The sequence below is a fragment of the Sphingomonas sp. AC522 genome (assembly GCF_979258125.1).
In genome coordinates this window covers 572545-594281 of the sequence record NZ_OZ409836.1, presented here as the reverse complement: position 1 = coordinate 594281, position 21737 = coordinate 572545, and the positions used below count along the sequence as shown (strand labels likewise).

The 21737-nt window shown below is 65.8% G+C and carries 22 protein-coding genes and 1 tRNA gene; 12 read left to right on the top strand and 11 right to left on the bottom strand.

Going from position 1 to position 21737, the window contains the following annotated elements; all coding sequences use genetic code 11:
- Positions 1 to 45: 45 nt before the first annotated feature.
- The 6 genes from ACZZZM_RS03000 (at position 46) to ACZZZM_RS02975 (ending at position 4901) form a co-directional block, all read left to right on the top strand.
- Positions 46 to 909, top strand: a complete 864-nt coding sequence (locus tag ACZZZM_RS03000; protein ID WP_463593629.1) for a DMT family transporter — start codon at positions 46 to 48, stop codon at positions 907 to 909.
- Positions 909 to 1565, top strand: coding sequence for a COQ9 family protein (locus ACZZZM_RS02995; RefSeq protein ID WP_463593628.1), 657 nt, complete (start codon positions 909 to 911; stop codon positions 1563 to 1565). The genes ACZZZM_RS03000 and ACZZZM_RS02995 overlap by 1 nt, the downstream gene beginning before the upstream one ends.
- Before the next feature lie 44 nt (positions 1566 to 1609).
- Complete coding sequence (locus tag ACZZZM_RS02990; protein WP_463593627.1) at positions 1610 to 1870, top strand: FeoA family protein; 261 nt, start codon at positions 1610 to 1612, stop codon at positions 1868 to 1870.
- A 5-nt stretch (positions 1871 to 1875) separates the two neighbouring features.
- A complete protein-coding gene (gene feoB, locus ACZZZM_RS02985; RefSeq protein WP_463593626.1) occupies positions 1876 to 3723 on the top strand; it encodes a ferrous iron transporter B in 1848 nt (615 codons plus the stop codon).
- A 143-nt stretch (positions 3724 to 3866) separates the two neighbouring features.
- Positions 3867 to 4406: a single-stranded DNA-binding protein gene (ssb, locus tag ACZZZM_RS02980; protein ID WP_463593625.1), complete on the top strand. Its 540-nt coding sequence runs from the start codon at positions 3867 to 3869 to the stop codon at positions 4404 to 4406.
- Positions 4407 to 4457: 51 nt separating this feature from the next.
- Complete coding sequence (locus ACZZZM_RS02975; RefSeq protein WP_463593624.1) at positions 4458 to 4901, top strand: hypothetical protein; 444 nt, start codon at positions 4458 to 4460, stop codon at positions 4899 to 4901.
- Here ACZZZM_RS02975 and ACZZZM_RS02970 read toward each other — a convergent pair.
- The 5 genes from ACZZZM_RS02970 to ACZZZM_RS02950 all read right to left on the bottom strand — a co-directional run bounded on the left by ACZZZM_RS02970 (position 4898) and on the right by ACZZZM_RS02950 (position 9532).
- Complete coding sequence (locus tag ACZZZM_RS02970; protein WP_463593623.1) at positions 4898 to 5758, bottom strand: pirin family protein; 861 nt, start codon at positions 5756 to 5758, stop codon at positions 4898 to 4900. The genes ACZZZM_RS02975 and ACZZZM_RS02970 overlap by 4 nt on opposite strands.
- Before the next feature lie 2 nt (positions 5759 to 5760).
- Positions 5761 to 6348: a methionine biosynthesis protein MetW gene (metW, locus tag ACZZZM_RS02965; RefSeq protein ID WP_463593622.1), complete on the bottom strand. Its 588-nt coding sequence runs from the start codon at positions 6346 to 6348 to the stop codon at positions 5761 to 5763.
- The gene (locus ACZZZM_RS02960) at positions 6345 to 6773 is read right to left on the bottom strand and encodes a GNAT family N-acetyltransferase (protein WP_463593621.1); all 429 of its coding nucleotides are present in this window, start codon (positions 6771 to 6773) and stop codon (positions 6345 to 6347) included. Before ACZZZM_RS02960 ends, metW begins: the two co-directional genes overlap by 4 nt.
- Positions 6773 to 7906 carry a homoserine O-acetyltransferase MetX gene (gene metX, locus ACZZZM_RS02955; protein WP_463593620.1) on the bottom strand — a complete coding sequence of 378 codons (1134 nt, stop codon included), beginning with the start codon at positions 7904 to 7906 and terminating at the stop codon, positions 6773 to 6775. Before metX ends, ACZZZM_RS02960 begins: the two co-directional genes overlap by 1 nt.
- A gap of 63 nt (positions 7907 to 7969) precedes the next feature.
- The gene (locus ACZZZM_RS02950; protein WP_463593619.1) at positions 7970 to 9532 is read right to left on the bottom strand and encodes a flavin monoamine oxidase family protein; all 1563 of its coding nucleotides are present in this window, start codon (positions 9530 to 9532) and stop codon (positions 7970 to 7972) included.
- An 82-nt stretch (positions 9533 to 9614) separates the two neighbouring features.
- On the opposite strand from ACZZZM_RS02950, the gene hisC reads away from it, so the two are divergent.
- Positions 9615 to 10709: a histidinol-phosphate transaminase gene (hisC, locus tag ACZZZM_RS02945; RefSeq protein WP_463593618.1), complete on the top strand. Its 1095-nt coding sequence runs from the start codon at positions 9615 to 9617 to the stop codon at positions 10707 to 10709.
- Complete coding sequence (locus tag ACZZZM_RS02940) at positions 10709 to 11617, top strand: prephenate/arogenate dehydrogenase family protein (RefSeq protein WP_463593617.1); 909 nt, start codon at positions 10709 to 10711, stop codon at positions 11615 to 11617. Before hisC ends, ACZZZM_RS02940 begins: the two co-directional genes overlap by 1 nt.
- A gap of 192 nt (positions 11618 to 11809) precedes the next feature.
- Here the strand turns inward: ACZZZM_RS02940 and ACZZZM_RS02935 are convergent, their stop codons facing one another.
- The 4 genes from ACZZZM_RS02935 to ftsE are packed head-to-tail and all read right to left on the bottom strand — an operon-like array spanning position 11810 to position 14612.
- Positions 11810 to 12499, bottom strand: coding sequence for a lysophospholipid acyltransferase family protein (locus ACZZZM_RS02935; protein WP_463593616.1), 690 nt, complete (start codon positions 12497 to 12499; stop codon positions 11810 to 11812).
- Positions 12499 to 13029, bottom strand: a complete 531-nt coding sequence (locus tag ACZZZM_RS02930) for a YdcF family protein (protein WP_463593615.1) — start codon at positions 13027 to 13029, stop codon at positions 12499 to 12501. The genes ACZZZM_RS02935 and ACZZZM_RS02930 overlap by 1 nt, the downstream gene beginning before the upstream one ends.
- On the bottom strand, positions 13026 to 13910 hold the full coding sequence (locus ACZZZM_RS02925; RefSeq protein ID WP_463593614.1) for a cell division protein FtsX: 885 nt from the start codon (positions 13908 to 13910) through the stop codon (positions 13026 to 13028). The genes ACZZZM_RS02930 and ACZZZM_RS02925 overlap by 4 nt, the downstream gene beginning before the upstream one ends.
- Positions 13911 to 14612, bottom strand: coding sequence for a cell division ATP-binding protein FtsE (gene ftsE / locus ACZZZM_RS02920; protein ID WP_463593613.1), 702 nt, complete (start codon positions 14610 to 14612; stop codon positions 13911 to 13913).
- Positions 14613 to 14731: 119 nt separating this feature from the next.
- Between ftsE and ACZZZM_RS02915 the strand changes: the two genes are divergently transcribed.
- From ACZZZM_RS02915 to ACZZZM_RS02900, 4 genes are all read left to right on the top strand, one after another.
- Positions 14732 to 15460, top strand: coding sequence for an MJ0042-type zinc finger domain-containing protein (locus ACZZZM_RS02915; protein ID WP_463593612.1), 729 nt, complete (start codon positions 14732 to 14734; stop codon positions 15458 to 15460).
- 95 nt (positions 15461 to 15555) lie between these two features.
- Positions 15556 to 15642 (top strand) — tRNA-Leu (locus ACZZZM_RS02910).
- Between the two features lie 102 nt (positions 15643 to 15744).
- The gene (locus tag ACZZZM_RS02905) at positions 15745 to 17322 is read left to right on the top strand and encodes an ABC-F family ATP-binding cassette domain-containing protein (RefSeq protein ID WP_463593611.1); all 1578 of its coding nucleotides are present in this window, start codon (positions 15745 to 15747) and stop codon (positions 17320 to 17322) included.
- A gap of 96 nt (positions 17323 to 17418) precedes the next feature.
- Positions 17419 to 19905: a TonB-dependent receptor gene (locus ACZZZM_RS02900; protein WP_463593610.1), complete on the top strand. Its 2487-nt coding sequence runs from the start codon at positions 17419 to 17421 to the stop codon at positions 19903 to 19905.
- Between the two features lies 1 nt (position 19906).
- Here ACZZZM_RS02900 and ACZZZM_RS02895 read toward each other — a convergent pair whose 3' ends face one another.
- Positions 19907 to 20863, bottom strand: coding sequence for a flagellar motor protein MotB (locus ACZZZM_RS02895; RefSeq protein WP_463593609.1), 957 nt, complete (start codon positions 20861 to 20863; stop codon positions 19907 to 19909).
- A complete protein-coding gene (motA, locus tag ACZZZM_RS02890; RefSeq protein ID WP_463593608.1) occupies positions 20864 to 21727 on the bottom strand; it encodes a flagellar motor stator protein MotA in 864 nt (287 codons plus the stop codon).
- Positions 21728 to 21737: the final 10 nt, after the last annotated feature.

Below are 21737 nucleotides of genomic sequence, written 5' to 3'. Positions count from 1 at the left end.
CACGCCGAGGCCGCAACAAAAACTATTTCGCCGCGAAGCCGCGCGGTGGCTGCGCTGCTGATCGCCAATATTGCCCTGGCATCGGGGCCGCTGTTCGTGCGGATGGCCGATGTCGGGCCGGTGGCGGCGGGGTTCTGGCGGATCGCGCTGGCCACCCCGGTGCTGCTCGCGATCGCAGTGGCGGGCGGGGGCAGGCCGATCGCCGCGTCGCGGGGGCTGTGGGGCGTGCTGGCGATTGCCGGTGTCGCCTTTGCCGCGGACTTGGCCAGCTGGCATGTCGGCATCCTCCACACCACGCTCGCCAATTCGACTCTGTTCGGCAATTCGGCGACGTTGATCTTCCCGATCTACGGCTTCTTCGCCGTGCGGATGTGGCCTACGCGATTGCAGGGGCTGGCACTTTTGCTCGCGGCCCTGGGCGCCGCCTTGCTGCTGGGGCGCTCGGCGAGCCTGTCCGCCGACAATCTCACCGGCGACTTACTCTGCATGCTCGCCGGCATGCTCTACGCAGTCTATTTCGTCTTCATGGCGCGCGCGCGCGAACGGCTGGCGCCGATACCGGCGCTGGCATTGTCTTCGCTCGCGACGATCCCGCCGTTGCTGATTCTGGCGCTGGCCATGGGCGAGACGGTGATGCCGGGGAACTGGACGCCGGTCGTGACCCTCGCGATCGTCAGCCAGCTGATCGGGCAGGGGTGCATGATCTACGCACTCGGGCACCTTTCTCCGCTAGTGATCGGGATCGGGCTGCTGATCCAGCCGGTGGTGGCCGCAGCGCTCGGCTGGAGCATTTTCGACGAGCGGCTGGCGACTGCGGACATTATCGGCGCGGTGCTGGTGGCGGTAGCATTGGTGCTGGTGCGCAGCAGCGAGGTTGCTTCCGCCCGCGAGGAGCCTAAATCGCTCTGATGGACCTAGCGAACGCCACGCTCGACGAACTCCGCTTCGCGCTCGCGCCGGCGGTTGCGGCCAATGCGGCGTTCGACGGATGGAATTTCGAAGCGCTGGACATGGCGGCCGAGGGCATGGGCATCGACAAGGATGTGGCGCGGCTGGCCTTCACCGACGGTCCGGTAGCGATGATCGACGCATGGTTCGCCAGCGTGGACGGCGCGATGCTCGCGCGGCTGACGTCCGAGAAGCTCGCCGCGATGAAGATCCGCCAGCGGATCGCTTCGCTGGTCGAGACGCGCTTGGAATTGCTCGCGCCCAACCGCGAATCGCTGCGCCGTGCCCTCGCCGTGCTGGCGCTGCCGCAGAATGTGGCCAAGGCCGCCCGGCTCGGCTGGCGTTCGGCAGACGTGATGTGGCGCGCCGCAGGGGACGTCGCGACCGATTATAACCACTATACCAAGCGCGGCATTCTCGGCGGCGTCTATGCCGCGACGGTGACCGTGTTCCTCAATGACGAGAGCGAGGACCACGCCGATACCCGCGCTTTTTTGTCGCGGCGGATCGACGGAATCATGGCCTTCGAAAAGGCCAAGGCACAGTGGCTCCGGCCCGCAGAGCATCATTTCAGCCTATCGCGCTTCATCGGCAGGCTGCGCTACCCGGCTGTGTGACGCGCCACTAGCTTCTCGCGCGAGTTATTGATAATCACTCGCAAATGAGTTCCCTCGCAGCGTCAACACCCCTTGCTCAGCTCGCGCCCATGCATGCCGGCACGGTCAGCGTGATCGATTGGCACAAGCTTGCGCCCAGCGAGGCGCGGCGGCTGCGCGAGTTCGGGCTCGACGAGGGCGTCGAAGTCGAGCTGCTCCAGCGCTCGGGCTGGTTCGGTGGGCCGATGTCGGCGCGGATCGGGCGGATGACGGTGGCGCTGCGCCGCCATGTCGGCGACGCCATCCATGTTGCCGAGATCGCCTGACCCCGATGGAGACGACACCTTTGATCGCGCTGGTCGGCAATCCCAATGCCGGCAAGAGCGCCTTGTTCAACGCGCTGACCGGCGCGCGGCAGAAGGTCGGCAATTATCCCGGCGTGACGGTCGAGCGGCATTCGGGGCGGATGGCGCTTCCCGACGGCCGCCCGGTCGAGCTGGTCGATTTGCCCGGCACCTACAGCCTCGATCCTTCAAGCCCCGACGAGCAAGTCACGCGCGACGTCGTGCTGGGGCGGCAGGAAGGCGAGCGGCTGCCCGATGCGCTGGTCGTCGTCGCCGACGCGACAAACCTCGACAATCATCTGCGCTTCGTCCTCCAGCTTCGCGCGCTGGGACGGCCGATGGTGCTCGCGCTCAACATGATCGACATGGCGACTCGCGACGGGCTCAAGATCGATACGGATGCGCTCAGCCGCGAGCTCGGCGTGCCGGTCGTGGCGACGGTGGCGGTGCGCAAACGCGGCCTCGACGAGCTCAAGCAAGCGATCGCCGGCCTGACTGCGGGCAAGGCGCCCAAGGCGATGCCAGTGCTCGATACCGATATCACCCATTTCCAGCGCGACGCGCGACGGATCGCGGCATTGGCGATCGTCGAACAGCCGCGGTCGCGGGCCTTTACCCGCACGGTCGATCGCATCGCGCTGCATCCGGTGGCCGGACCGATCATCCTGATCGCGATCCTGTTCACGATGTTCCAGGCGGTGTTCAGCTGGTCCGAAGCGCCGATCGGCTGGATCGAGGCGTTTCAGGGCTGGCTCGCCGAAACGGCAGTCGCGACGTTGCCCGAGAATTTCCTGCGCAATTTGCTGGTCGAAGGGGTCATCAACGGCGTCGGATCGGTGGTGGTATTCCTGCCCCAGATCGTGATCCTGTTCGCCTTCATCCTCGTGCTCGAAGCATCGGGCTATATGGTCCGCGCCGCTTTCCTGATGGATCGGTTGATGGCCGGAGTCGGGCTTTCGGGGCGTTCGTTCATCCCGCTGCTGTCGTCCTTCGCCTGCGCGATTCCAGGAATAATGGCGACGCGCTCTATCGACGATCCGCGCGAACGGCTGACGACGATCCTGATTGCCCCGCTGATGACCTGCTCGGCGCGGCTGCCGGTCTATGCCGTGATCATCGGCGCGTTCATTCCGGCGCGCAGCATCGGTCCGGGGATCGGCTTGCAGGGGCTCGTGCTGCTGGCCTTGTACCTGACGGGAATCGTCGGCGCAGTGCTGGCGGCGCTGGTGCTGCGGCGGACCGCCACCAAGGGCGCCGGCGGCGGCTTCATGATGGAAATGCCGCGCTATCAATTGCCGTCGATTCGCGACGTCGCGATTGGGCTGTGGCAGCGCGCCTATGTCTTCCTGCGCCGCGCCGGCACGATCATCATGGGCGTGACTGTGGTCTTGTGGGTGCTGACCTCCTACCCGATCGCTCCCGAGGGGCAGAAGCAGAGCGAATATTCGATCGCCGGGCGGATTGCGTCGGGGCTTGAAGTCGTGCTCGCCCCGATCGGCTTCAATCACGAGATGAGCCTGGCGGTGATCCCGGCGATGGCGGCGCGCGAAGTCGCGGTGTCGGCGCTGCAGACGGTCTACTCGATCGACGCCGAAGACGAGGATGCCGGCGCGCAGGCTTTGGGCAGCCAGCTCTCGGCGCGCTGGTCGCTGCCGACGGCGCTGGCGTTCCTGGCCTGGTTCGTGTTCGCGCCGCAATGCCTATCGACGATCGCCGTGGCGCGCCGCGAGACCAATGGGTGGAAGTGGCCGACGGTGATGATCGTCTATCTGTTCGTGCTGGCTTATGCCGCCGCGGGAGCGACTTATTGGGGCGCACGGGCCTTGGGCTTATAGCTTGCGGCCCGCTGTCGTTCTCATTATGTTCTAGGCCTTGGAGTCACTTACCCACAAGTGGCTTTGGCCGAAGCGGTTGATGACTCTCCGCTTCGATAGTACCCCGAAGGCGAAGCTCCAGGGCGAATATAAGGACAGATTTCATGGCGGGCAGCGTCAACAAGGTCATTCTCGTCGGCAATCTCGGAAAGGATCCCGAGTCGCGTTCGTTCCAGAACGGCGGCAAGGTCGTCGAGCTGCGCATCGCGACTTCGGAGAGCTGGAAGGATCGCAATTCCGGCGAGCGCAAGGAAAAGACCGAGTGGCACACGGTCAAGGTCTTCAATGAAGGCCTGGCCAATGTCGCCGAAAAGTATCTGCGCAAGGGCTCGAAGGTCTATATCGAAGGCGCGCTGACTACCCGCAAATGGCAGGACCAGCAGGGGCAGGATCGCTACTCGACCGAAATCACGCTTCAGGGCTTCAATTCGGTGCTGACCATGCTCGACGGCGCGCCGGGCGGTGGCGGCGGCCAGGGCGGCGGGCGCAGCTCGGGCGGCGGCGACGATTGGGGCGCCAGCGATGAATTCGCGGGCCAGTCCTCCAGCCGCGGCGGCAATTTCAACAGCGGCGGGCAGAAGAGCGGCGGCAATTTCGGCGGCGGCTTCCCGGGCGACGATCTCGACGACGACGTTCCGTTCTAAGCCCCGCAACCCGCCGCCTCGCCCGTCGTTGGGCTGGCAAAGGAGTGCACCATGCGTCTGGCCATCATCGGAATCGCATTGCTGGCCGGGGCATGCGGCGGAACTTCGACCGAATCGACCGACGATCCCGTCGGGCAGAATGTTGCGGCGGCGGCCGCCGAGGGCAGGTCGGCCGCGGTGGCCGCGGCGATCGACTGCAACAACCTCCCGAATTTCGTGAAAATCTATGAAGGCGGGCGCGTCACCCAATGCGTTTCGGGCCCCGACGGCACCCCCCGGCACGTGAGCGGCAGCGTCGTCTATCAGGTCGCTGCGCAGCCCGATGCCGTGCTCGGCTGGTCGCGCGCGCAGGCCGATGCTTCGGGACTGGCGCATCGCAGCTCAAGCGCCGGTAAATACGAAGCGGGCGAAGAGGGTAAGCGCACGCTGATGGTAGTCGTCGAGCCGCTGGACGGCGGCACCCGCGCAACGCTTAATTGGGGCAGCGGGATTTAGCGCTCGACGATTTCGGCGACGCCGAACTTGCCCGCCTGGTAATCGGCAAAGGCCTGGCGGATTTCCTGCTCGCTGTTCATCACGAATGGGCCGTGCGCGACGATCGGCTCATCGATCGGCGCGGCATGGCCGAACACGAACAGCGCCGGTTCGGATGCCGTGACTGTGACCGAATCGCCTTCGCCCAGTTCGGCGAGCGTGAAATGCGGGACGCTCACGCCATCGACCTGGAACGCCCCGCGCGCCGAATAGAGGAAGACGTCGCGGCCGGTCAGCCCCTCGAAGCGTATCGCCGCGCCGGCTTCGGCCTCGACCCAGCAGAGGAAGGTCCTGGTCAGCGATTCCACCGGACCCGTCTCGCCGCTATATTCGCCCGAGATCAGATGCACCGTCGCGCCGGACGCTGCGACCGCGGGGATCGCGTCGGCCTGGACCCCGGTATAGCGCGGCGCAGTCATCTTGAGGCGCGCGGGCAGGTTGAGCCAGAGCTGGAGGATCTCCATATCGCCGCCGTCGCGCTTGAACGATGTCGGCGAGACCTCGGCATGGACGATGCCGCTGCCCGCGGTCATCCACTGGATCCCGCCCGCGCGGATCACGCTTTCATGCCCCGCCGAGTCGGTATGCGCGAGCTCGCCATCAAGAATGAAGGTGACGGTCTCGAAGCCGCGATGGGGGTGCGGCCCGAACGGCAGCCCGCGATTGTCCGCGGCATAAGTCTGTGGCCCGTGATGGTTAAGGAACAGGAACGCGCCGACATGATCGATACGCGGCCCGGGCACCGGGCGGCGGGTCACCAGATCGCCGATATCGTCGCGCAGTGCCTGGTGGAGGCGCAGGATCGTCCGTTCGCTCATGCCTATTTCCTGAGCAGGAACACCGCATGCTCGGCGAGGAGGTTCGCCAGGCCAGCGCCCGTCTGCTTGTCACCCGTCAGGAACCAGCAACCATGGATTGCGATCCCCCGTTCCTTCAGCAGCGCGCGGAAATCGTCGACGGTGACGTGGTGGATATTGGGCGTGGCATACCATTTGAGCGGCAGCAGCCGCGTGACGGGCATCCGCCCGCCCCACAGCAAGGAGGCCCGCACCCGCCAATGCGCGAAATTGGGGAAGGACACGAACGCCTGGCCGCCGATGCGCAGCAACTGATCGAGCACCCAGTCCGGACGGCGCGTGGTCTGCAGCGTCTGGCTCAGGATCGCATAGTCGAAACTGGCATCCGGATAGTCGGCGAGATCGGCATCGGCGTCGCCCTGCACCACCGAAAGCCCGCGCGCGACTGCCGAGGCGACGTCGCTCGCGTCGAGCTCGAGACCGCGCGCGTCGCATTGGCGCTCGTCGCGCAACGCCGCCATAAGCGCGCCATCGCCGCAGCCGATATCGAGCACGCGGCTGCCCTTGGCGACATTGGCGGCGATGATTGCGAGATCGGGGCGGAGCGTCATCCATATACTCCGGCATCTTCGCGGACCATCAGCCGCTCGGGCGGATGGGGATAGGGCGTCCAGCCAAGCTTGGCGTAGAGCGGCTGCATGTCGCGAGTGAAAAGGGCCCAGCGGCGCAGACCCTGGAGGTCGGGGTGGCTGTGCAGCGCCTCGATCATCGCGCGGGCGACGCCCTTGCCGCGATGCGCGGGTAGGACGAAAACGTCGGCGAGATAGGCAAAGGTCGCCTGGTCGCTGATCACCCGCGCAAAACCGATCTGCTCGTCCCTGCCGTCCTCATCGGCTTCGAACACGGCGACGCAGAGCGACCCGCGGATCGCGCGCTCGACGATGTCACGCGGGATGCCCACCGACCAGTAAGCGCCGCTCAGGAAGGCATGGATCAAGTCGAGATCGAGCTCGGACTTGTCGAACGAGAGGCGCATCACCGCACCCCCGCGCCGAGGAAGCCGCGGATGACGCGGTCGAGCTCGGGACTTTCGAGCAGGAAGGCGTCATGGCCGAAGGGCGATTTGAGCTCGACGAAGCTTGCCGCCGCGCCCGCCGCGTTGAGCGCATGGACGATGCTGCGCGACTCGCTGGTCGGATAGAGCCAATCGGTGTCGAAGCTGACCAAGCAGAAGCGGGTGGCCGAGCCCTTGAAGGCGTTCGCCAGCGTGCCGTGTTCCTCGGCGAGATCGAAATAGTCCAGCGCGCGAGTGATATAGAGATAGGAATTGGCGTCGAAGCGCTCGACGAAGCTGATCCCCTGATGGCGCAGATAGCTCTCTACCTGGAAATCGGCGTCGAAGCCGAAGGTCTTGGCCCCATCCGGATTATCCGGGCGCCCCTGCAGCTTGCGACCGAACTTGGCGGTCAGTCCGGCTTCGGAAAGATAGGTGATGTGCGCCGCCATCCGCGCGACCGCAAGGCCGGCAATGGGCGGGGCGCCCTCGGCATAATAATCGCCGCCGCGCCAGTTGGGATCGGCCATGATCGCCTGGCGGCCGACCTCATGGAAGGCGATATTCTGCGCCGAATGCCGCGCGGCGCTGGCGATCACCACGGCGGACGCTGTGCGCTCTGGGAAAGTCGCGGCCCAGCTCAGCGCCTGCATGCCCCCCATCGATCCGCCGACCACCGCGAACAGTCGCTCGACGCCCAGATGATCGAGCAGCATTGCCTGCGCGCGGACCATGTCGCGGATAGTGATGACCGGAAAGGCCATCCCCCAGGGCGCGCCAGTCGCGGCGTTGATGCTCGCAGGTCCCGAGGAGCCAAGGCACGAGCCGAGAACGTTCGAAGAAATGACGAAGTAGCGGTCGGTATCGATCGGTTTGCCCGGCCCGACCATGCGCGTCCACCAGCCGGGCTTGCCGGTGACCGGATGGTTGGAAGCGACGTGCTGGTCGCCGGTGAGCGCGTGACAGATCAGGACCGCGTTGCTCGCGGCTTCGTCGAGCGCGCCATAGGTTTCGTAGGCGATGTCGACCGGCGACAGCAAAGCGCCGCCATCGAGGCGCAGCGGCCCCGGCAACGTGGCAGTGCGGGCAAGCCCGAAGCGGGCGTCGTCGGACATGCTTGTGGCGTTACGGTGTGCCGTGGTGCGACGCAATATTCCCTCTCCCATCGGGGGAGGGAGTTACGCAGCCTTGGCGCTGAGGCGCTTGCCGGTGATCGCCTCCGCGGCCATCCGCCCGGTCTCCGCCGCACCGTTCATATACCCTGGGAACGCATCCGAGAGGTGCTCGCCTGCGAACCACACGCGGCCCGCGCCGGACACCTGGCGCTCGGCGGGATTGTCCGAATCGATATAGAGCAGATGCGCGAAACGGCTGAGCTGGCCAGGGGCGTAATTCACGTACGCGCCAAGCGTGAGTGCCTGAGCGTGCCAGTTGGTTCGGGCAAACGGACCGGTGGCGGCTTCGATCAGGCCGGGGATTGCGGGCGCAGCGCTTTTGGCGAAGGCTGCGGCCAGCTGAGAGGGGGCGAGGGCTTCGGCGGCTTTGACTTCGTCGCCGCCGAGAAACCAGGTCCAGACATGCGAGACGCCTTGCTTGCTGTGGACGCTGCCGTCCCAGCCCAATGCCCAGCCATCCTCGGCCTTGGTCTGCCACAGCTCGCCGCCGACGCCCATCGGGCCCTTCCACGGCGTGGCGTTGGTGCCCGACTGGACCTTCTCGTTAAAGCCCAGGTCCATCTCGGCGATGAAGCTGCGCCACGCCGCGGGCAGAGCAATGCGGAAATCGATCTGACGCGTGAGCGGCGCCGGGACCGCGACGATCACCGTATCGGCCTCGGCCACGCTGCTGTCGAGAAAAGCGAGGCGCACCCCCGAGCCGTGCCGCTCGATGCGCAACAGGCGTTTGCCCGTCTCGATCCGGTCGGCATAATGCGCCGACATTGCTTCGATCAGCGCGCTGCTGCCGCCCTGGATGACATAGCGTTCGTCCGCGCCGCCAAGCACTTCGACGCGCTCGCCATTCACTGTCGGCAGATTGAAGATCAATTCGATCGCCGAGGCCTGGCTTGGCTCGACGCCATATTCGGTGCGGCTGGTCGCCTCGAGCAACTGGCGTGCCCAGGGGTCGCGGATCAGATGCGCATGGCGCTCAAGATAATCGTGGATCGAGATCGCATCGAGTTGCTTCGAAATGCGGCCGGGATGCTTGTCGAGCATATCGGCATCCTTGCCGATCTGCCCGGCGATGGCGCGCAGGCCCTCGGCCAGCTCGGCCTCCGGGAGCAGCTGGCCATTGGCCAGCGTCAGCGTCGTGTGCGGATCGGCCTTGCGATCAACCAAGGCGATGCCGAAACGCTTGGCCAGGCCCTGCATGTCGTAATGATCGGTGTTGACCAGCTGGCCGCCGACTTCGAAGGTCCATTCGCCGGACCTGTGCGTGAACATGCGCCCACCGGTGCGATTGCGGGCTTCGTAGAGATGGGCCTCGACGCCGGCGTCGCGCAAATGATGCAGCGCGCTGAGCCCGGCAATCCCGCCGCCGACGATGGCGACCCGGCCGGGTGCGCGCGCCTGCGCGGCTCGCGGAACCGCAACTGCCGCGCCGCTCGCGGCGATCGCCTTGAGCAAGGTTCGCCGGGTCGCGGCGAAGCTCGCTTTGACCGCCATCGCCTCGCCCGCTTCTGCAAGATTGCTCCGCCGCGCCGTCTCCAGCGCGCGCCAGAACATGCCATTGCCCCGCATTGCCCCTCCTTGGCCCCATTCGAGACCTGCCTTAATGGCCTACCCTTGCCATCCGGTAACCGTTCCGCCAAGCCGCGCGACCATGAACGCACCTGTCCCCAAGCCCTGGGTAATGGCCATCGCTCCCTATATTCCGGGGCGCGCGACCACCGATTCGGGCAAGAAGGCCGCCAAGCTCTCGTCGAACGAGAACCCGTTCGGCACGCCCGAGGCTGCCCGCGCAGCCTATGCCGGCGCCGCGGAGGTGCTCGAACGCTATCCCGACGCCAGCGCGCACGATCTCCGCGAGGCACTTGCCGGCCATTACGATCTGGACGCGGCGCGGATCATCTATGGCACGGGCTCGGATGAAGTTCTGCATCTGGCGGCGGGGGCCTATGCCGGCCCGGGCGATGAAGTCGTTTATGTGCGCTACGGCTTCGCGGTCTACGATATCGCCGCGCGTCGGGTCGGCGCGACGCCGGTGGTGGCGCCCGACAAGGATTATGCGACCGACGTCGATGCGATTCTGGCGCTGGTCACCGAGCGCACGCGATTGGTGTTCGTCGCCAATCCCAACAACCCGACGGGCACCTATACGACCAAGGCCGAGATCGCGCGGCTGCATGCTGGCCTGCCGAGCCATGTGCTGCTGGTGCTCGATCAGGCCTATACCGAATATCTCGACCCCGAAGATGATGATGGCGGGCTCGATCTGGCGCGGACCCAGCCCAATGTGCTCGTCACGCGCACCTTCTCCAAGATCTTCGGGCTCGCCTCCGAGCGTATCGGCTGGGGCTATGGCCATCCGGATGTGATCGCCGCGATGCACCGCATCCGCGCGCCCTTCGCCTTCGGGATCGGCGCCAGCCGCGCGGCCATTGCAGCTTTGGGCGCGAGCGATTTCGTCGAGCACAGCTATGCTCACAATGCCAAGTGGCGGGCATGGTTCGCCGAGCAGATCGAGTCGATGGGCAATAAGGGCCTGCGCGCCGTACCCTCCAAGGCCAATTTCCAGCTGGTCCTGTTCGAAGGCGATGTCAGCGCGGAGACGGCGTACAAGGCGCTGATGGAAGCGGGCTATATCGTCCGCTGGCTGCCGGGGCAGGGGCTGCCGCACGGCCTGCGCATCACGATCGGCACCGAAGAGGAAATCCAGGGGCTGACTCAGGCGCTGCGCGAGATCGTGGGGGCCTGATGCTGCCGTTCAGCCGCGTCACGATCATCGGACTGGGCCTGATCGGCTCGTCGATCGCGCGCGGCGTGAAGCAGCATATGCCGAGCGTGCGGGTGACCGGGCACGACGCCGACGCAGATGTCCGCGAGACGGCGACACGGATCGGGCTGTGCGACGACGTGACCGACACGCCTGGCGCTTCGGTGATAGATGCCGATCTGGTAATCCTGTGCGTGCCCGTCGGCGCGATGGGCGAAGCGGCGGCGGCGATCGCGGCCGATCTGCCCGCCGATGCGATCCTCAGCGATGTCGGATCGTGCAAGGAAAACGTTGTCGAGGCGGTGCGCGCAGCGCTTCCCGAGGCGGTGTTCGTGCCCGCGCACCCGGTGGCGGGCACCGAGAATAGCGGACCTGAGGCGGGCTTCGCCTCGCTATTCCACAATCGCTGGTGCATCGTCACGCCGCCTGAAGGCACCGATGCTCTCGCGATCGAGCGCGTCGCCGAATTCTGGAAGCGGCTCGGCGCCGATATCGAGATCATGGCGCCCGCGCATCACGATCGCGTGCTCGCGATCACCAGCCATTTGCCGCATCTGATTGCCTATACGATCGTCGGCACCGCCTCGGACCTCGAGGAAGTCACCCAGTCCGAAGTGATCAAATATTCGGCGGGCGGCTTTCGCGACTTCACGCGCATCGCAGCCTCCGATCCGACGATGTGGCGCGACGTGTTTCTCGCCAATCGCGAAGGCGTGCTCGAAATGCTCCAGCGCTTCTCTGAGGATTTGTCGGCGCTCCAGCGCGCGATCCGCTGGGGCAAGGGCGACGAATTGTTCGAGCTGTTCACGCGCACCCGCGCCGTCCGCCGCTCGATCATCGAGCAGGGCCAGGACGATGCTGCACCCGATTTCGGGCGCTCGCACGACTGAGTCACGGGCGGCGCGGACCGCCCGATTTCGCTTCCAATGTAGGATTTGGTCTGAAAGAGTCGCCCGGCTCTTTCTCATCGTGACGGACCAGCGGAGTGCATGGCAGGCACCGCCTTAGCCTGAATTCTGCCCCGAATTCCCGCGCGCAAAACCCCATGGGCAGTGCGAACATTGGGAAGATTCGCACTTGCCTCAAGTGGCGGTGTTCAGCGCATTGATCGCTTCGTGCACCCGCGCCTCGATTTCGTCGCGGGAAAGACCCGCCGGTATGGGTTCACCGAACGAAAAGACCACGGTGCCCGGCCGCTTGAGGCCCTTTTTTGGCCAGACATGTCCGCTCTTCACTGCGATCGGCACCACCGGCAATCCGAGTATTCGGTAGAGCCCGGCAAAGCCCGAGCGCAGTTCGGGGCATTCGCCGATCTGGGTGCGCGTGCCCTCAGGAAAGATCAGCACCGAGCGGCCTTCGGCGAGTGCTACCTTGGCGTCCTTCATCATCGAACGGAGCGCGCCGGCGCTGGCCGCACGGTCGGCGACGATCCCGCCATATTTCTGTGCCGCCCAGCCCCAGACCGGGATCTTGGTCAGTTCGCGCTTCATCACCGGCGCGGGCTGGCGCAGCCGCCGGGTCAGGTCGACCGCCTCGAAATTGCTCTCATGCTTGGCGGCGAAGAACACCGGCCCCGCGGGCATCACCCCTTCGACGCGAACCTGGATGCCAAGGATCCAGCGCGCGCACCAGATCATGAATGCTGCCCAGCCGTCGCAATAGTTGCGCAGCGCCGTGGCGCCGAATAGCCCGGACACCGGTGCGAGCCCGACGATCAATATCGAAAGCCCGTAAAAGACGATTGCGAAGACCAGATTGCGAAGCAGCAGCATCAGCCGGCGCCGACCAGAAGCGCGACGCGGCGTACCAGATATTTGTGATATTCGCGGAACAGCATGCCGAAGCCCGGCTGGCTGCGGACTGGATCGCCCACGACTTCGACACCCGGCAATTGGTGTGAAAGCTCAAGCTTGGCGCGCGGCATGTGCCAGTCCGAAGTCACCAGCCGCACGCTTTTATACTTGTGCCGCTGAACCCATTTCGCGGTCTCATCGGCATTGGAGCGGGTATCGACTGCCTGCCAGCCGAGATCGATCGAATTGGCAAAGAGCCGCCGGTCAATCTTATACTGTGCCGCGAATTCGCCGGGGCGGACGTCCGGATCGACACCGCTGACTAGCATACGCTTGGCGTCACCTGCACGCAGCACTGCCAGCCCGCGGTCGATGCGCCCCGAAGCCCCGGTCAGCACGACGATCGCGTCGGTCTTGCGCCCCTCGAGCGGCTTGCCGAGCGAGAGCATGAACGCGGCGAAGCCGAGTGCCCAGGCGATCACGACAAGCGCGGCGATCCGCCAGATCACAGCGTTTTGCCCAAGGCACGCAGCACGGCGGCGCGCGCCGCCAAGGTCGCGAGCAACGCAAAGCCGATCGGAAGCAGCAGAAGCAGGAACCAGTCGCGCTGCTGGAGTGCGACGCCGCTGAGCATTTCCGATCCGAGCGCCCCCATCCGCGATTGCAGGAACCAGACCACGCCCATCGCCGCCACGCTGCCGAGCAGCCCGCCGAGCAATGTGTCGAAGGCGATCCGCCGCTGAAACAGCCGGGCGATCTGCAAGTCGGTTGAGCCAAGCATATGGAGCACGTCGATCGTGTCGCGGTGCGTGTCGAGCCCTGAGCGCGCCGCGAGCAGCACCACTGCGGCGGTTGCGGTGGCGATCAGCAGCATCAGCCCGACCGAGAACCAGCTCATCGTCGACATGAAGCTGCGTACCGGAGCCAGCCACTGGGCATGGCGATCGATCCGCGCATTCGGCGCGACCGCGCGGGCGGCGCGCTCCACGGCGTTCACATCGCCGCCGCGCATCTCGACATCGATCATCGCCGGCATCGGCAGATCGGGATCGAGCCCGGCATCGCCGAGCCATGGTTTGAGCAATTCGGCCAATCGCGCGCGATCGGCTTCCGATGCATGCGTCACCCCGGGCACCCTGGCGAGCGCGGCGACCATCGCCGCGGCCTGGCTGTCGCGGACCTGGGCATTGGGCTCGACGATCTGCACCGTCAGGCGCCCGGCAAGCTGACGATCGAGCTGCGCAGTTGCGGTAAACATGCCCAACCCCAGCGCGCCGGCGAGCACGGTCAGGAACAGCATGATCGCCATGATCCAAGTCATAGCGCGCGTCCGCCGGCTTTCGTCGAGCAGGCGCCGGTCGGGCGCGTTAGGATTGAGGCTAAAGCGCATTTATCGCTCACCCGGCGGATTGCGCAGCGCGCCGGTGGGATCGTTCAGCCGGCCTTTCTCGAGCCGCATCATGTGGGCGTTGGGAATGCGATTGAGCAAATGGAAGTCGTGGGTTGCGACCACCACCGTGGTGCCCAGCCGATTGAGGCTGTCGAACAGATGCAGCAGCCGCTCGGCCATATCGGGATCGACGTTGCCGGTCGGCTCGTCGGCGACGAGCACCTCGGGGCGGCCGATCACCGCGCGCGCGATCGCGATTCGCTGCTGCTCGCCGCCTGAGAGCGTCGGCGGCTTGGCCTTGCCGCGATCGGTAAGCCCGACCCACGCCAGCATCTCGCGCACCGGCGCTTCGATATCGCTTTCGTGCACCCCCGCGACGCGCAGGGGCAGCGCGATATTGTCATAGGCAGAAAGGTGCGGGACCAGGCGGAAATCCTGGAAGACGACCCCAATGCGGCGGCGAAAGCCGGGCAGGCGGGTACGCGGCAGGTTGCCCGCATCCTCGCCGAACAGCCGCACCACGCCGCGCGTCGGGCGCTGGGCGAGGTAGAGCAGCTTGAGCAACGAAGTCTTGCCCGCGCCCGATGGGCCGGTGAGAAAATAGAAGGCGCCCGAATTGAGCGACAGGCTGATGTCCGAAAGGGTCTCGGTGCCGGTGCCATAGCGCAGTCCGACATTCTCGAATTGCACGATGCTCGCCATGGCATGCCCATCGCACAGCCGCTTGTCGGGCTCAAGCAGGGGGACTCTTGTGAGCGCGATTCGAAGCGTCTAGAATCACGGAAGTGCCGGCCGGTGGGCAGCCGGACCGGTGAGACGCGATGATCCTTGAATGCAGCCAGTGCCGGACGCGTTACCTGGTTCCAGACAGCGCCATCGGTGCGGACGGACGCACGGTGCGCTGCGCAAGCTGCAAGCACAGCTGGTTCCAGGCGCCTGTAGTCCTCGATCTCGCGACCCGCGCTTCGCCGAGCGATGGTCCTCCAATCGCCTCGCCTCCGGTTTCGCCCCGGCGCGAAGCGCCAGCGCCACGTGTGTTCGACGATGCTTCGGTTTCGGCCGCGGCACCCGAGCACGAATATGATCCCTTTGCGCCCCAGCCTCCGTTCAAGCCGCGCCGCAATCCGGCCCGGCGCTGGACTGCGGCGGCATTCGTTGCGGGCTTCTCGATGCTGCTCGGCACCGGCGCTATCCTCTATTCGGGCGCGCCGGGCATCGCCGCGCAGCTTGGCCTCGGTATCGGCGGCGAAGCAGAGACGCCGCTCCGCTTCACTGACAAGAATGTCGAGTTGCGGACCATGCCGAGCGGCAGCGAGTTGTTTGCCGTATCGGGCAAGATCGTGAACCCCACGGGCGACAAGCAGCACGTGCCCGATGTCCGCGTAGAGCTGCGCGATCAGCAGGACCGGCTGGTCTATTCGTGGCGAATCACGCCGCAGACGCGCAACCTCGGGCCCAAGGCGGCGATTGATTTCAATTCGGCCAAGCTCGACGTGCCGCCGAACGCCAAGGTGGTCGAACTCAGCTTCGCGAGCGAAATCGGCGGTTAAGTCATGCTGGGCGCGAGCGCGCTTGCAATCGTCCAAGGGCGTTGCTAGTGGCCGCGCCTCACCAGCCCGTCGGCTCGTTCGGCGGTGATTCACGTGCGGCCGTGGCGGAACTGGTAGACGCGCAACGTTGAGGTCGTTGTGGGCGAAAGCCCGTGGAAGTTCGAGTCTTCTCGGCCGCACCATTTCTCGCCGGAACCAGCGGTTCCGTGGACGAGACCAGCAGGAGGCAATCATGGATCGGATGCAGTGCGCTCGCCTTGCTCCCTCAAATCTCATGGTGCCCCATGCCTGCATTCCTCACCCTGGACTCTCTCGCCGCCGCGACGCCTGACGGGCGGCCGCTCTTCGAGAATTTGACTCTGTCGGTCGGCGCCGAGCGCGTCGGGCTGGTCGGGCGCAATGGCTCGGGTAAATCGACCTTGCTGCGGATCGCGGTGGGCGAAGTCGCCCCGCTTGCGGGCAGCATCACGCGCGCCGGCAGCATCGGGATGCTCATGCAGGATTTGGCCGCCGATCTGAGCGTCTCACAGGTGCTGGGCGTGGAAGAGCCGCTCGCGACGCTGGCGCGAATCACGGCGGGCGAGGGGAGCGAAGCCGATTTTGCCGAGGCCGATTGGTCTCTGGAGGCACGGATAGATGCGGCGCTGGCCGAGGCCGGGCTCGCCGGACTGGCGCTCGACCGCAAGCTGGCGTCGCTCAGCGGGGGCGAGCGCACGCGCGTGGCAATCGCGCGGCTCAGGATCGAGGCGCCCGACCTGCTCCTGCTCGACGAACCGACCAATAATCTCGATGCAGACGGCCGCGCGGCGATTGCGGCGTTGGTCGCCGGCTGGCGCGGCGGCGTATTGGTGGCGAGCCACGACCGGTTCCTGCTCGAAGCCATGGACCGGATCGTCGAACTGACCCCGATCGGTGTCCACATATTCGGTGGGGGCTGGTCCGCCTTTGCCGAAGCGCGTGACGCCGAACGCACGCGTATCCAAAGTGAGCTCGAGCGCGCGGGCGGGGCCATGCACGGGGCCGAGCGCGCCGCGCAGGAGCGCCGCGAGCGCAAGGATCGCCGCGACAGGGATGGGCGCGCCTTCGCCGCTTCGGGGTCGGCCCCGAAAATTTTGCTCGGGCGCCAGGCGGAGCGCGCCGAGAATAGCAGCGGGCGCGACAGCCGGCTGGCGGAACGTCTCGTCAGCGACGCATCCGAACGGCTCCATGCCGCCCGCACGCAGGTCGAGATCGTAACGCCGCTGGTGATCGAGGTGCCGCCGAGCGGGCTTCCCGCCAATCGCGAAGTGCTGTCGATGGACCAGGTGACGCTCACGGCAGGATTGCAGCGGTTGGGTCCGTGGAGCTTCGAGATGCGCGGGCCGGAACGCGTCGGGGTGACCGGGCCCAATGGGGCAGGCAAATCGAGCCTGTTGCGTGTCGCCATCGGGTTGACGCCTCCCGCCGGCGGGCATGTGCGCCGCGCGGAGGGGCGGCTGGCGATGCTCGACCAGCACGTCTCGCTGCTCGATCCCGCGACGAGCATCCTCGACAATCTCCGCCGGCTCAATCCCGGCCTCGACGCCAATGCCGCGCACGCCGCCTGCGCGCGCTTCGCCTTTCGCAATCGCGATGCGCTCCAGCCGGTGGCGACGCTCTCGGGTGGCGAGCGGCTTCGCGCAGGGCTCGCCTGCGTGCTTGCCGGGGAACGCCCGCCCTGGCTGCTGCTGCTCGACGAGCCGACCAACCATCTCGATATGGATTCGGTTGACGTGCTGGAGGCGGCGCTCCGCGAATATGACGGTGCGTTGCTGGTGGTCAGCCACGACGCCGCGTTCCTCGAAGCGATCGGCGTGCGCCGCGAAATCGCGCTGACGCGGTGATCTGCGACAGTTTTGGCCGCGCACCGGCACAATTTTGCGACAAGTCGCCGCTAGGCGGGGTAAGGGCGCCGCCGGTCGTGCCCCCTGGAGTATTAGATGCGTAAACTGAGTGCAGTCGGGATTGCCTTGCTCGCGAGCGCGATGCCGATGATGGCATATGCCCAGGAGCAGGCGCAGGCGCCGCAACCGGCTTCGCAAGAGGCCGACGACGCCGAGCCTGCCGACGAGGGCGAAGTCGTTATCAGCGGTCGGCTTCGCGGTGCAGTCGATAGTGACATCCCGCCCGAAATCCAGCTTGGGCCCGCCGATATCCGCGCGCTCGCCGTGCCGACGATCGCCGATCTGATCACCGAACTGGCGCCCCAACTCGGCACCGCGCAGGGGCGGGGCGGCGAGCAGCCGGTGGTGCTGCTCAACGGCCGCCGCATCTCGGGCTTCAGTGAAATCCGCGAAATGCCGACCGAGGCGATCGAGCGCGTCGATATCCTGCCCGAGGAAGTCGCGCTGAAATATGGCTACCGCGCCGATCAGAAGGTCGTGAACATCGTTCTGCGCCGCCGCTTCCGCGCGATCACTGCCGAGGCGGAGGGCCGCGCGCCGACCCGCGGCGGGTTCGCAGGCACCAAGACTAGTCTCAACATACTCAAGATCAGCCGCGACAAGCGCGTCAATCTCGACGTGCAATATAATGGCTCGTCGGGCCTGCTGGAGAGCGAACGCGACTTGATCTCGCGGCCCACCAATGGGCAGACCGTCGATCAAACGCCCTATCGCACCCTGATAGCCCCCACCCAGCAGCTCACGATCAACGGCGTATACAGCCAGAATCTCTCATCGAAGGTTAGCGGATCGCTCAATGCGAGGCTCGAGGTCAATCAGCGCCAGGCGTTGCTCGGTCTTGACAACCAGTCGTTGCAGCGATCCCGCGATACCAAAAGCCAGACTGCGCATGGCGGTTTCACGCTCAATGGGGACGGGCTGCCATGGAGCGGCGACTGGCGCTGGTCGCTCACCGGGAATTACGACCGCATTTCCACGCGGAGTCTGACCGGTGCAGGCAGCAGCCCGGCCGACACTTCCAATTCGACCTCGAGCGTCGGTACGCTCGATGCGCTGCTTCGCGGGCCGGTGCTCAAGCTTCCGGCGGGCGACCTTTCGACGAGCATCAGGCTGGGCGCACGCACCAGCGATTTCGACGGCTCTTCGCTCCGCTCGGGCGTGCGTCGTGTCGGTTCAGCCTCGCGCGACAGCGGCAGCGCGCAGATTAATATGGACCTGCCGATCGCCAGCCGCCGCCGCAATGTGCTCGGGGTGCTCGGCGACCTTTCGCTCAATGCCAATGCCGAGATCGAGCGGCTCTCGGATTTCGGCAGCCTGATCACCACCGGCTATGGCGTCAAATGGTCGCCGATCAAGGAAGTGCGCTTCCTCGCTTCGTTCACCAGCGAAGAGGGCGCACCGAGCGCGCAGCAACTCGCCGATCCGACGATCACTACGCCGGACGTCCAGGTGTTCGACTATGTGCGCGGCGAGGCGGCGATCATCACCAGCATAACTGGCGGTAATCCCGGACTGACCGCGGACAGCCGGCATGTCACCAAGCTCGGCGTCAACATCCGGCCGCTCGCCGAGACCGACCTCTCGCTCAGCGCCGATTATGTATCGAGCATCACACGCAACCAGATTACGGGCTTCCCGGCAGCGAGCGCGGCGGTCGAGGCGGCATTTCCGGGGCGTTTCGTGCGTGACGCCAGCGGGCGGCTGATCAGTGTCGACAATCGCGCAGTCAATTTCGCCAGCGCTGAGCGCTCGCAGCTGCGCTGGGGACTTAATTTCTCGATGCCGCTCACCTCTGCTTTGCAGAAGCGAATGGAGGAGCGCCGCGCCGAATTCGAAAAGGCGCGCGAAGAGGCCGAGCGCAACGGCACGCCTTTGCCCGAACGGCCCCGGCGCCAGCGCGGCGAAGGCGCAAACGTGCCCGGCCAGCAGCCCCAGCAGCAAGGCGGCTTTTTCGGCGGTGGCGGCGGGCGTCCCGGCGGCGGTGGCCGCGGCTTCGGTGGCGGTGGCGGTGGACGCGGGGGCGGCGCCAATGCCGCCGGCCGGATCAATTTCAGCCTCTATCACACCTGGCACTTCAAGGAGTTGGTGACGATCCGCGACAATCTGCCCGTGCTCGACCTGCTCAATGGTGCTGCGACCGGAAACCGCGGCGGCCAGCCGCGCCATGAGATCGAAGCGCAGGGCGGGGTATCGAGGGACGGTCTGGGCTTCCGGCTTAATGCCAAGTGGCAAAGCGGGACGACGGTGTTCACCGGCGCGGCGGGCAGCGGCGATCGGCTCGATTTCGGCAGCATCGGCACGATCGGGCTCAGGCTGTTCGCCGATCTCGGTCAGCAGCGAAAGCTGGTGCGCGAGCATGGTTGGTTGCGCGGCATGCGGGTGACGCTGTCGGTCGACAATTTGCTCAATTCGCATCCGCGAGTCACCGATCGCAACGGACTGGTGCCGATCAGCTACCAGCCCGATCTGCTCGATCCGCAGGGCCGGATGGTGCGGCTGAGCATCCGCAAATTGTTCTTCTGAATTAGCGGCCGCCGATGGTCGGCTGGGTCGGGCGGAAGCGCCCGCCCACCGGCGTGTCGCCAAATGCGGTCTTGCGATAGAGCAAGGTGATCGAGACGCGGCGATTGCGCGGGTCCATCGGATTGTTCTGGATCATCGGCTCGCGGTCGGCGACGCCTTCGATGCGGTCGAATGCTTTTTCGGGAACGCCGCCCGATGCCAGCCGGCGCCGGGTTGCTTCGGCGCGGCCGCTGGAGAGCATCCAGTTGTTCATGTTGCGCGGATCACCATAGCCCAGGCTGTCGGTATGGCCGCGGATCATGATCGGGTTTTCCATCGAGGCGATCGATTGCGCGATCATCCCGATCAGATTGCCGGCCTCAGGCACCAGTGCAGTCGTGCCGAGATCGAACATCGAATAATTGGCGTCGTCGATCAGGTCGATCCGCATCCCATCGCGCGTCGGCACGAAGCGGACATGGCTGGCCAGCCGTGCGAGCTTTGGGTTCGAGCGCATCTTCTGCTGCACCGTCTGGCTCATCTTGGCGAAATTCTTCTGGTCCTGCGCAGTCAGTGCGCGCTGGTCCTTGAGCGTGCCCTTATCGCCAGTGCCGGCATCCTTGCCGCCGGTGCCGCCGACGGGAACGGTCATCGAGCGCGTGCCGGTCTGGCCGGCGCGATTGGGATAATTTTCCTTGGCGTTGATTGCGTCGCCGCCGAGCAGCCCGTTCGAGCCGGCGCTGTTTTGCTTCATCTCCACGAGCGTCGGCGCGAAATAGTCAGCGAGTGCCTTGCGCTGCTTTTCGGTGGTGGCGCCAAGCAGCCACATCAGCAGGAAGAACGCCATCATCGCCGTCACGAAATCGGCGTACGCGACTTTCCAGGCACCGCCGTGATGCCCGCCATGCCCCTCGATATAGATCTTCTTGACGATGATCTTGGGCGGCTGATTGCTCCCGTGTGGAGCGCGGCCGGCCATTTATCTGCCCCTCAGCCCGTCGAACACTTCGCCGAAGTTTGGCTGGTTGCTGTGCGCGATGCCCGAGCGTGCGGCTTCGATCACCAGCGGCTGCGGATGGCCGTGGAGCGAGGCAATGATGATCTGCTTGACGGTGTGATAGATCGCCGCATCGGCATCGATCACTTGCTGGAGACGCGTCGCGAGCGGGCCGACCAAGCCATAAGCGAGCAAGACGCCGAGGAACGTGCCGACCAGTGCCGAGCCGATCATCCCGCCCAGGATCGCGGGCGGCTTGTCGATCGAGCCCATCGTCTTGACCACGCCGAGCACCGCCGCGACGATGCCGAGCGCGGGCAATGCGTCCGCAAGTCCCTGCAGCGTGGTCTGCGGGCTCTGGACCTCGTGGTGGTGGGTCTTGATTGCGTTATCCATCACTTCCTCGACGGCGTGCACGTCGAGTGTGCCCGACGAGACGACGACGAGGCGCAGCGTATCGGTGATCAGGTTGATCAGCGTGTGATCCGCAAGGAGCCGCGGATATTCGGCGAAGATCGCGCTGGAGCCGGGATCCTCGACATGCGGCTCGAGCGCGATCGGGCCCTCGGTGCGCAGCATCTTCATCAGCTTCGAGACTAGGAAGATCGTGTCGAGATAATCCTGCTTCTTGTATTTCGGGCCCTTGATGACCTTCATGAAGCCGGTGCCGAGCGCCTTCAGCTCCTTGCCCGAATTGCCGATGATCAGCGCGCCGACTGCGGCACCGCCGATGATGAGCATTTCGTGGGGAAGCGCATGCATGACCGGTCCCAGCGCGCCGCCCGTGAAGGCAAAGCCGCCAAAGACCATGGCGATCAGGACTACGAAGCCGATTGCCGGAAACATGGTGCTGGAA